Annotated in this window: 9 protein-coding genes; 3 read left to right on the top strand and 6 right to left on the bottom strand. The window is 39.7% G+C overall.

Features of this window, described 5'->3' with window-relative positions:
• Positions 1-23: 23 nt before the first annotated feature.
• Entirely contained in the window at positions 24-992 is a 969-nt protein-coding gene (locus ACQZ43_RS14570; RefSeq protein ID WP_430613415.1) for a DUF6268 family outer membrane beta-barrel protein, read from the bottom strand.
• Between the two features lie 13 nt (positions 993-1005).
• On the bottom strand, positions 1006-1443 hold the full coding sequence (locus ACQZ43_RS14575) for a hypothetical protein (RefSeq protein ID WP_430613416.1): 438 nt from the start codon (positions 1441-1443) through the stop codon (positions 1006-1008).
• A gap of 205 nt (positions 1444-1648) precedes the next feature.
• Here ACQZ43_RS14575 and ACQZ43_RS14580 point away from each other — a divergent pair, with 205 nt between their 5' ends.
• From ACQZ43_RS14580 to cysK, 3 genes are all read left to right on the top strand, one after another.
• Positions 1649-2722, top strand: coding sequence for a sensor histidine kinase (locus ACQZ43_RS14580; RefSeq protein WP_430613417.1), 1074 nt, complete (start codon positions 1649-1651; stop codon positions 2720-2722).
• The gene (locus ACQZ43_RS14585; protein ID WP_430613419.1) at positions 2719-3447 is read left to right on the top strand and encodes a LytR/AlgR family response regulator transcription factor; all 729 of its coding nucleotides are present in this window, start codon (positions 2719-2721) and stop codon (positions 3445-3447) included. Before ACQZ43_RS14580 ends, ACQZ43_RS14585 begins: the two co-directional genes overlap by 4 nt.
• A 154-nt stretch (positions 3448-3601) precedes the next feature.
• Positions 3602-4510, top strand: coding sequence for a cysteine synthase A (gene cysK / locus ACQZ43_RS14590; RefSeq protein ID WP_430613420.1), 909 nt, complete (start codon positions 3602-3604; stop codon positions 4508-4510).
• Positions 4511-4523: 13 nt separating this feature from the next.
• Here cysK and ACQZ43_RS14595 read toward each other — a convergent pair whose 3' ends face one another.
• The 4 genes from ACQZ43_RS14595 to ACQZ43_RS14610 form a co-directional block, all read right to left on the bottom strand.
• A complete protein-coding gene (locus ACQZ43_RS14595) occupies positions 4524-5171 on the bottom strand; it encodes a DNA-binding response regulator (protein ID WP_430613421.1) in 648 nt (215 codons plus the stop codon).
• Between the two features lie 694 nt (positions 5172-5865).
• A complete protein-coding gene (locus ACQZ43_RS14600) occupies positions 5866-8052 on the bottom strand; it encodes a DNA/RNA helicase domain-containing protein (RefSeq protein ID WP_430613422.1) in 2187 nt (728 codons plus the stop codon).
• Positions 8052-8381, bottom strand: coding sequence for a nucleotide pyrophosphohydrolase (locus ACQZ43_RS14605; RefSeq protein WP_430613423.1), 330 nt, complete (start codon positions 8379-8381; stop codon positions 8052-8054). Before ACQZ43_RS14605 ends, ACQZ43_RS14600 begins: the two co-directional genes overlap by 1 nt.
• A gap of 948 nt (positions 8382-9329) precedes the next feature.
• Positions 9330-10853: a RagB/SusD family nutrient uptake outer membrane protein gene (locus ACQZ43_RS14610; protein ID WP_430613424.1), complete on the bottom strand. Its 1524-nt coding sequence runs from the start codon at positions 10851-10853 to the stop codon at positions 9330-9332.
• Positions 10854-10866: the final 13 nt, after the last annotated feature.

A 10866-nucleotide genomic window follows, 5' to 3' on the forward strand; every position in this document is an offset into this window, starting at 1 on the left:
TATTGTTGGGTTGAAATTATTGATTACTTTTTGGCAAAAGGGTTATATGAAATACCGGCGCTCAAATAAAAACTGGGCTTTGGACTGTTTTCTACCGCATAGTTTTTAAAGGACTTCTCCTTTTCAAAAATCCGAGCGTTAAACGTGTTTTGCATGCCGGTTTTGATCGTGGCTATTAGCGCATGACCAAAAGTGCGTTCGTAAGTGATTCCCGAGTTGATTTCCAACTGTCTAAACTCATGGGTTCCACTGGGCTGGTCGTAGCTGTAAAACGAGGTTTTGTTCAACTGACTTCCCATCGAAATTCTGCTGTGGTCAAACAGCTGTTTTCTCAGCATGACCTTTTGGGGCAATGTGATGTCTAAGGTCCATTGGTTTTCAAAGCGCCTTTCATAAGAAAAAACGGGTAAGATAGGCAACTCAACACTGGGTTCTAAAATGGCGAGTACCCCTAGCGATATGGTGGTCTCGGCCGTGTGTTTTAAAACCACTACTCCGGTCAATAAGCCCCTTACCCGTTCAAAATGCTGTTCGCTGCCGTCTACGTGTACACTGGCATTAAAAATGGCCGGCTTGTTGAACAGGCGCCTAAAATGAGTGAGATTTAATCCGCTGCTGTGGTAATGAAAATCACCCGAAAACGAATTCAACCGCCCGGGTTGCTGATTTTCCAGTTGCCCGTCAAACGACGTATACTGGTAGTGTACCGAGGCAGACCACACCCATTGCGGCCGCTTAACCAGCGGAATATTCGCATCAAAACGCAGTTGTTCGAAGGACTTGATTTTATAGTCCTGCACTTGCTGTCCGTCCTTGGTTTCTAAAGTTGTCTTATACGGAGCTAATTGCTTGTATTCCACATTTAAAATCCGCGTCGAAGGGAATTTATCTGCCAAAGCCCGCTTCATCTTTTGCGTTAAACTGTCGTATTGCTGTGCCTGAGCACTTACAACCCACAAAATGACGCCTATGCATATCAATGCTCTTTGCATGCTTCTTGCGCTTTTAAATGATTTTTTCTATGGACGATTGCACAAAGTCAAACAGAAAAACCCGTTCAAACAAATCGGTGTATGCCGTGAGTTGTTGGGGTTCAATCGAAACCGCGCGGTTGTGGTAATCGTCTTTGACAAAAATCAGCCACAGCTCGCTCAGCGCTTTATCCACTTTGGTCTGGTACAGCAATTCCGTGGCGAGATTCTCGTGAAAAGTCTCGTTTAAAAACGAATCCAATTCGTAAAACACCAGGCCGGACAGCTGCTCTTTTATCTGAATTATATTGACGGAAGAACTCATGCAATCTACGACCTCAATTTTCTCCGAATGGTACTTTTTTATAAACTCATTAATATCGATTAGCTGTATGAGCTTGTCGTTTTTTTGCCGTGTTGTCAGCTTGGAAAACGCCGTTGTTTGATTGTATTTATGAAACTCTAGTATCACGTTTTTTCATTTTATACAGCAAATGACTCGATAAATTAAATAGGGTACAAAACTATTCTACCAAAGGCCGTACTTATTATACCAAAGGCCTATTTCTTGGGTCGTACCGCTTAAAAATCCCTTCAAAAGCAGCTAAAAACAGCCCTTGGTCTATTAATAAAAACGTAGTTTTACCAACTGTTCGACAAAAAAGGTTTTTTTATCCATGGAGTACAACATCAAATGCAACCCGTTTATCAATTTGCTGACCGAGAATCGCTTTCGCTTTTTTCGGCATATCGCCATATTGATTATTCTCATGATATTTATCTTAAATGCCCGCGATTGGCAAGAGTATTCGGGGAATTACGAATATTACAGCTTGGCCCTTGCCTTTGTGCTCTTCGTCAGCATGTTTTATATCAATATGTACGTACTGGTTCCGCGCTTTTTCTTTAAGGGGTATTATTTGCTCTATCTATCACTGGTGTTTATCATGGTGGGTTCCGGGGTCGTTGGCATCAAATTCATCTCGGAAATCTACTTTGAACCGCATCGACTTGTCGACCGTATACATTGGAATCAGCCCTTTAGAGAAATCATTTCGGCCACGGTGTTCTTCTCGCCCTTTATCATGGCTTCTACCACTTTAAAACTCTTTCAACGCTGGATTAAAGACAGCAACCGCATTGACGATTTAAAGAACCTCACCTTGAGCATGGAACTCAAAGAATTGAAAAATCAAATCAATCCCCATTTTCTGTTTAACATGCTCAATAACGTTTCTTTTTTAGTGAAACAAAATCCTGAAAAGGCGTCTTTCACCATCCATAAATTGTCGGAATTCCTGCGCTACCAACTGTATGAAAACAACCAAAATCACGTTTCTCTACAGGCGGAATTGGAGTTTTTATCCAACTTCTTAAACCTCGAAAAAATACGGCGCGATAACTTTTCCTTTGACATCGATACCGCCATTCCAGACGATCGAAAGTCGACCGTGCTTATACCGCCCAATTTGTTTACCACCTTTGTGGAAAACGCGATCAAACACAGTGTGATACTCGATGAAGGGCCCACTTCCATACACATTAGCTTTTCGGTAGTCGGAGACCGCCTGCACTTTAACTGCGTCAATTCCAAAAGCAACGACATCCGATTCCAAAGCGGCTCCAAAAGCAACGGCCTGGGCTTGATCAACATCCAAAGGCGCCTGGAATTATTGTACGAGAACGATTATGAGCTTATCTTTGACAACCGGTCTGCAACCTTTAGCGTAGCCTTAATTTTACCCTTATGAAGTGCATTATCATTGATGACGAGCCCATTGCGAGAGAGGGCCTTAAGCTGCTGATCGAAGAAATCTCTTCTCTTGAGGTAGTCGCCAAATTTGCCCACGCACATTCGGCTATCGATTTTCTGATCAACAACCGCATCGACTTGATTTTTTTAGATATCGAAATGCCGGGCTTATCCGGCTTGGAGTTTGCCGAGAAAATCGACAAGAATACCTCGATTGTCTTTACTACTGCCTACTCCCAATACGCCGTTAAGAGTTACGATTTGCAAGCCTTGGACTATTTGCTAAAACCCATACAAAAAGACCGACTGGGGCAAGCCATAGAGAAAGCCCTAAACTTTAAAAAACTACAAAACACCCCAGACGCCCCCCTTGTGGACAAGGTGGAAGAGCGCTTTATATTGATCAAATCCGAACGCAAATTTTACAAGATTCGCCACGACGACATTTTCTATATCGAAGGGCTTAAAGATTATTGCATCGTGCATACGCTGCACCAAAAGCTCATTACGGCCATGAATTTAAAATCGATTTCTCAAAAGATTAGGTCGCACCACTTTATTCGCGTGAGCAAGTCTTTTGTAATCAATATGGCGCATATCGACTCCTTTGACAAACACAGCTTATACATCCAAGAGGTGGAAATTCCCATTGGAGAAATCTATAAGAAATCGTTTTTTAGCAGCTATACCGGTTCCTTTTTAACCGACGGCACTTCTAATTAAGACCGCTTTAAAACCCGCTTTCTCCCCCTGTTTCTAGCTGCATAAAAATATTCTAATTGCGGTTTTGCCCGGTCAAATATCGCCGTAAATAAGCTTTTATTATCTGTGCTAATGCGCTATCTTTGTGGAGCAAGACGCCCTTATAAACAGCAGTATGAAGTACAACAACGTTTTAGAAACCATCGGCAACACCCCTCATATTCGATTGAGTAAGTTATTTCCTCATCACGAAGTGTGGATTAAATTGGAAAAGACCAATCCCGGAGGGAGTTTGAAGGACCGAATCGCCTTGGGTATGATAACAGCTGCAGAAAAATCGGGTGACTTACAACCGGGAGGTACCATTATAGAGCCTACCTCGGGCAATACGGGTATAGGCTTGGCCTTGGTTGCCGCATTAAAGGGCTACCGCATGATTGTGGTTATGCCCGAATCCATGTCTGTAGAACGGCAGAAACAAATGAAGGCCTTTGGCGCAGATATTCGACTTACACCTCGAGATTTGGGCATGAAAGGCGCTATTGCCCTAGCCAGTGAATTGGCAGAGGAACTCGAGGGTTCTTGGATACCACAACAATTCGAAAATGCCGCTAATCCGGAAATTCACCGTCAAACGACTGCTCAAGAAATTCTGGCAGATTTTCCAGAGGGGTTTGATTATTTTATCAGTGGTGTTGGTACAGGAGGACATTTAACCGGAATCGGCGAGGTGCTCAAAAGCCGTTTTCCCCACATAAAAATTATCGCTGTAGAACCGAGTTTGTCGGCTGTACTCAGCGGTGGAAATGCCGGTGCACACCCCCTTCAAGGTATCGGTGCTGGCTTTATACCTAAAAATCTCCATATCGATTTACTCGATGGTATCGAAAAGATCAGCAAGGAAGAGGCCTATCGGTTTACGTTAAAAGCAGCTACTCATGAGGGCTTGTTTGTCGGTATTTCGACCGGAGCATCTTTGGCCGCAGTAGATAAAATAATAGCCACACTTCCCCTAGGCAGTAAGGTTTTAACCATCAACTACGATACTGGTGAGCGCTATTTGTCTGTAGAGGATCTCTTTTAAAGGCGGGCAAGGCTTAAATCGTGTAGTCGTCCCGCTCTATAATTCCCGCTCGAATCGCATAGCGAATCGCGTCGTGAACGTTGTTTATTTCGAGTTTTTTAAAGATGTTTTTGCGATGGGTGGTAATGGTATGTATGCTTAGGTTTTTTTCTAAAGCGATGACCTTGGTCATTTTACCCGAGGCGATTTCCTTTAATATCTCGCGCTCGGAATTGGTTAATACCCGATCCGCTTTACCCGAAAAGCGCGCGTAATTACTAATTTTATCCGCAATTATTTCAGAGGTATACCGCTGTTTCTTAAGGCTTAACTCCAAGGCTGTCCGAATCTGAAACAAACTGTCCGTTTTGAGTGTTGCGCTAAAAAGCGCCTTTTCTACCAATAGCTGCTTTAGCAACAAATCGGAAAAATCATCCGAAAACAATATCCAATCGGTTTGCTCAAACTCGGCTGTATACCGCAATAACTCGTCAAAACTAACAAAATCGAACAAATTGTAATCCAAAACAACAACCGATTGCGGATGCTTGTTCAAATACGCTTGCAATTTCTTTTTGCTGGTCACCTCTTCAACTGTCTGAAAACCGCCCAACAAATCGGCCAATTGTCGAACGCCCCATCGCGTGATTTCCTGTTTGTCCGCAATAACCAATGCTCTCATAAGTATGGGGAATTTACTGCAAAGATAAGGGTTTTTGGCGATTTGTGGATTCTTGGATTCGCGTTTTCGACGGAGTTCCTCACTTTATCAAGCGCTTACTCAAAAACACGGATCGACTACAACCCTTGCTTTGTTACGAGCCGCCGCGACCAACATATTGTTTTTCGCGTTATTCTTAAATGTTACCCTTTTTATACTTTGTTTATTAGGAATGGAAAAGAAGGAACCTTATCGAATCTTCTAGACTGGACAGCGCGATATACATGTCCTTTTAAATCATCGTAAATCTTTTTTGATTCAGTCGCTATAATTCTTGCCGTTGATTTGCTTGACAGAGCTTGTGTAATAACGAAAAGTCTCCAAAACTAAAAAAAAACGAAGGTCGAACTCTTATTTATTCTAAAAACAGCTTTTCAAAATAAAACTAACACCTTATTTTGTACACCAAAAATCAATCAGTAAAGAAGTGATAAGTTAAAACAGTCTTATGTAAAGAATCCCTAAATAACAGATTTTACAGCATAAAACAGACTAAAGCTAATGTGTTAAGGAATGCCCTAACATCAACTTAACGTTAAATATCAAGGACTTACAACTATTTTAAAATTATTATTGGTATAAAAATTTTGTAAAAAGATTATGAACTTTAACAGCGGTCTGAGTAAAGATTTTCTACGATAAAATGAATAAAACCTTATAAAACCCGAACAAAAACTCCAAGTACTTTGAAATCTGTGGTTTGCTCGTCTATCAGTCGAATCGGTTGATACGAATGTATAGTTGACAAAGGTTTTAAAATGATTTCGCTATGATGCCAATAATCCTCTCCTACAGTTTTTTTACTTTCGTACTCTTTTATGGTGTAATGTCCCCCGAGTTCGTTATCTTGAATTTCAGTAGACTCAACTAAGCAAATTAGCCCGTTTCTACTTCCACCTGTATATTTTTTGAATATAACAATAGAGTCGTTTGGAATTACTTTATTCATAGACTCGCCTATTACACGGCATGCAAATAAATCAGAAATAGGCTGATTTACTCCATTTGCCTCTATGTATCGCAATTCTTCAACAGTTTGATAGTTACTGAAATTTCCTGCAGAAACTCGCAAATCGTAGAACGGAATACAGCGATTATTTATCGCGGTATCATGAATCACTAACTCTCGACTTTCAAAAAAAGATGTTTTGACTTCTTTTGTCGGTAAATATGTTTTAAAATAAGCACTTAAATCGGGATCACAAACGTAAATATAAGTACCGCGGATTCCTCGTAGGAGTATGGTTTTGTATATATTAATTATGTAGTTATGTAAAACATCTGAATCAACAATGGAATTTTTACCGTTTTTGTCTTTATAGTTTTCCTTTTTAATGACTATTCTATTAGTTTCATTATTAAAACCTATTTCAGATCCAATAATCACGCCGATATAATTTAAATCATAGCCTTGAATGGTGTGTATGCATCCCACTTCATTAATCGCATTTTTAGAATTCACCCAATCGGTAGCTGTACTATTCCATTGCAATTGTGCATCTCCCTCGACAATATCAAATTTGGTCTTGTCTTTCTTCGAAATCCAATCCCATGCAAAACCAGCCACCATACGTGAAAGACCAAACTGAGACTCCTTGTTCTTAATATCACTAAACATTAATTGCAAGGAGTCATAAATCAATACTTCATATTCACTACAAATATACTTTTCCTCATGTTTTAACTGTTGATCGAGTAGCCGATTGATAAAAGAAACGTATTGACGTCCACCCTTAACCCTGAATTGTTGTGTTAATTGTTCTCGGCGCGTAGAAGATGCTCCTTTTAATTTTATAAAATCGGACTGCAATACATCTGAGGGTTTAATGCTTTGCTTTTCATCATAAAATAAGATGGTTTTATCAGACTGAACAAGTGCCCATTGCAATTCAGAACTTGTGTCCTTATCTAAACCTAATGCTTTACAATTTAGATCAAAATTCCCAAAATAAGCCCCTAAATTCACTCTTCTTCTCAAACGATGGGATTCATCTATAATTAACAAATCGTATTTTTCTTTAACCATATCTGCAGGTCCAATAACCATATTGCCACTTAAACCTTTTATGTTTTTGAAAACATTAGAAATCGTTTTTCGAAAAGATGACATAGGAATAACCAAAGCCATTTTTAAATCTTTATATTGCTCTTTTACGCGCTCCAACAGTTCAAACAATTCTACATCGGTTTCGTCAAAATCACTATAATTAAAGTCGCTTAAATCCGTTTTAAGTAACTTGAACAAAAAAATTGCCAATATAGACTTACCTGTTCCGGCTCCGCCTTCGATTAAACTAACCTTGGCATCATCGTCTAATAAGCATTGCAGTATTTTTTTTAGTCCATGTAGTTGCTCAATTGATAAACTCTTATAAGGCGAGTATTTAAACAAATCTGAATTATCAATATGCTCTAATGAATATCGAGCGATTCCCAAACTCCGCAGTTCTTCCCAAATACTGCGAAACAAATGCCAATAAACTTCTTTTTTCTGATAATATTGATGGTTAGCAATCCCTAAATTGCCGTTAATCGTCTGAAAAAAACCATCGGCGGCTACATATTTAATCAGATTGGATTCAATGTCTAATGCTGCCGACTTATTAAAATAGCTACTTAATATAAAATGTGCATTTGACAACTTTTGCTTGTGTGAGTTATTCAAATGACTTTTCATACGCGAAACCACATCTGTAGTTTCACCTATGTATGCTTGTTTTGTTTTGGCATCACTCAATACATATACCAACGGCCAAGAAAGATATTCTGGGTTTTGTAACTGCAGTTCTGTCAGGACTGTTTGGTCAAACTGAGCCTGAGATATTCTAAAGTCTCTGATCATTATAATTCATTATACTTTTTAGCAGTACCCTTAGCCTTTTCTACTGGATATTTTTCGTTGTTTTTTTTGATTTTAGCCTCAATGATTTCAGCCATATCCAACTGATTTTTATCTGCTAATAGCAAAGCATACATCATAACATCTGCTAATTCTTCTTTCAGTCTCTCTAGATTACCCTCCTCATTACCTTTCCATAAAAACAGTTCTAGCAGCTCCGACGCTTCTATAGATAATGCTATAGCCAAATCTTTTGAATTGTGAAATTGTTTCCAATCGCGAGCATCTCTAAATGCAATGAGTTCTTGGATAACTTGATCTAAGTTTTTCATGAATAATACTTTAATTTGAAGAATCGCAACAGAATCGTAAATATACCAAATGTTATGAGAATAAAAGCAGTTCAAAATATTCTCTTTACTCTAGAGTAACTGAATTTCAATAAAAATATCACAAACGCTCTATTTCTTACTCAAGCCTACTAAATTATTTAAATATTCCGGAAACATTTACAGTTTCAACTTATTCGTTGCTTCATAAATCTATCTATTCGATGGAGTTCCTCACTTTATCAAGCGCTTACTCAAAAACACGGATCGACTACAACCCTTGCTTTGTTACGAGCCGCCGCTACCAACATATTATTTTTAGCGTTATCCTTTTTGTACTATGTTTTTTAGGAATGTAAAAGAAGGAACCTAATCGAATCTTCTAGACTGGACAGCGCGATATACATGTCCTTTTAAATCATCGTAAATCTTTTTTGATTCAGTCGCTTTTTAATCGTTTGTCACAACAGCAGGAGACAGCTTGAGATACATAAATATAAATGTCTTAAAAAAACATACTGATTTTTGTCGCGTTTATCTAAACCCTTAGAAACAAACATGATATAAGCGGTTTCTTCAAGTAATTAACGACGTAATAAGGCATATAAAAAAGGGTATTTTGATTAGAAACATAAGAAAAAGTTTTATTATGTAAAAAAATTTTACGAACTTAATAGTAGGTATACCCCTATGCTTCCCACGAGGACAGCTTATGGTTTTTTTTATTTACGCGTACTTTTATTTATTAAAATCCAATTGCCGCGTAAAATTTCAAAGATTATTGCTGAGTCGTTACCTGTAAATTCACAACAGCTACCATGCCGCTCCATTCCTTGCCAACATTAGCTATGAACTATTGGTGGGAACCGCCGGGTGATCTAGTTAATCAGCTTTTATTTTACAAAAAAGGCTGCTTAAAAAAGCAGCCCCTTTCGTACTAACTAACCAACTTTATTTTTTTGCCATTTCACTGTATAGATCGGAGTTTTCCAATTCTTCAGAGTTGGGTATTCTGTATAAGTAATATTTGCTGTTGGGAACAAAAGCCGTTTGATCGGGAAACACAAAAACTCTATGTCCCTGTGGGGTTAAGGCCACGGTTTGCGAATTTCCAGCCGCATCGGTATAACTATAGTCGATTTTAGGGCTTTGTGGGTATTCCTTGCGCACTACAGTCTGTTGATTTCTCACGATGTCGGTGAGGCTAAAACCTTCGCCAAACAATTCTTTACGTCGCTCCAGCCAGATTGCCTCCAGCAAAGCTTGTCCGCTTAATCCCTGTGCGTTCACTGCACCACGTGCGGTTTTTAATTGGTTTAATACATCCAGGGCATCGCCTTCATTTAGTCGGGCTTTGGCCTCGGCATTGATCAAATACATTTCTGCCGTACGCATCAATACGATATCAGCTATGGCTCCGGTTTTAAATTTAAATTTGGCGACACGCATCCATACAAAAGCCTCCTTTTGCGGGTCTTTACCTGGATCGGTTGCCCAATTGATAATTTTTTTACGGTAGTCCGAATCGTCGAATAAGGTTCTAAAATACGGGTCGGCATTAAAGCTGTAGTAATAACTCTCTTCCGTAGTGGTGTCTAAGAAGTGAAACTGATAACTGGCATCACTTTGTGCCGTGGTTTGCGGATGTCCCCAAATCCACTCTCTGTTTTGAATGTCGTTAAAACCGGCTTTGTATTCGGATTCGTTCATCAAATAATGGTCTTTCGCCAGGAGTCGGTCGGAATAGGTTTTCGCCTTCTGCCAATCGCGTGCGTATAGCGTTGCCCTAGACAACAGCCCCAATACGACTTGGGTGTCTATTTTGTATTTGGAATTCCGCTGGTAGTTTTCCGGAATCAAGACCAAGGCCTGCTCCAAATCGGCTATGGATTGTGTATAAACCTGACTCACCGTTGCCGCCGGTCTACCTATGGTATTTTCGTCAGACGGTTCGGTATAAATGGGTACTGCAATTGCCTGAGGATCCTTGTCTATGGCAAAGGCATAACTCGACGCCAAATGCAAATACATAAATCCGCGTAAGCCAAAGGCCTGCCCTTTTATTCTATTTTTCTCGGTTTCTGAACCCTGTGCTTGGTCGATGTTTTTAATAACGGCATTCATGTTGTTGATGGTTTTATAGGCCAATACCCAACTCAAACTGTTGGTTCCCCCCTTGGCGTATAAGGCCGAAAAAGCATAGTGTGTACTGAATCCGTAACGGGTGTTGAGCACCACATCTGATCCCATGGCATCATTGGCTCTTAACATGGCTCCATAACCGGGATTGGCATAGGAATTAAAGGTCTCCATCAAATAACTCCACGAACCGATCAACACCTTATCGGCGTCTTGAGTGGTTTTAAATACTTCAGCCGCGTCGACCGCCGTCGTCGGATTGGTTTCCAATTCGCAAGACACCACCAAAAAAGCGGTGAATAGTGCTAGTAAACTGTTTTTATATACGTTTTTCATCGGTAACTGTTTT

The organism is Flavobacterium sp. JP2137 (assembly GCF_050562195.1).
Taxonomy (GTDB): domain Bacteria; phylum Bacteroidota; class Bacteroidia; order Flavobacteriales; family Flavobacteriaceae; genus Flavobacterium.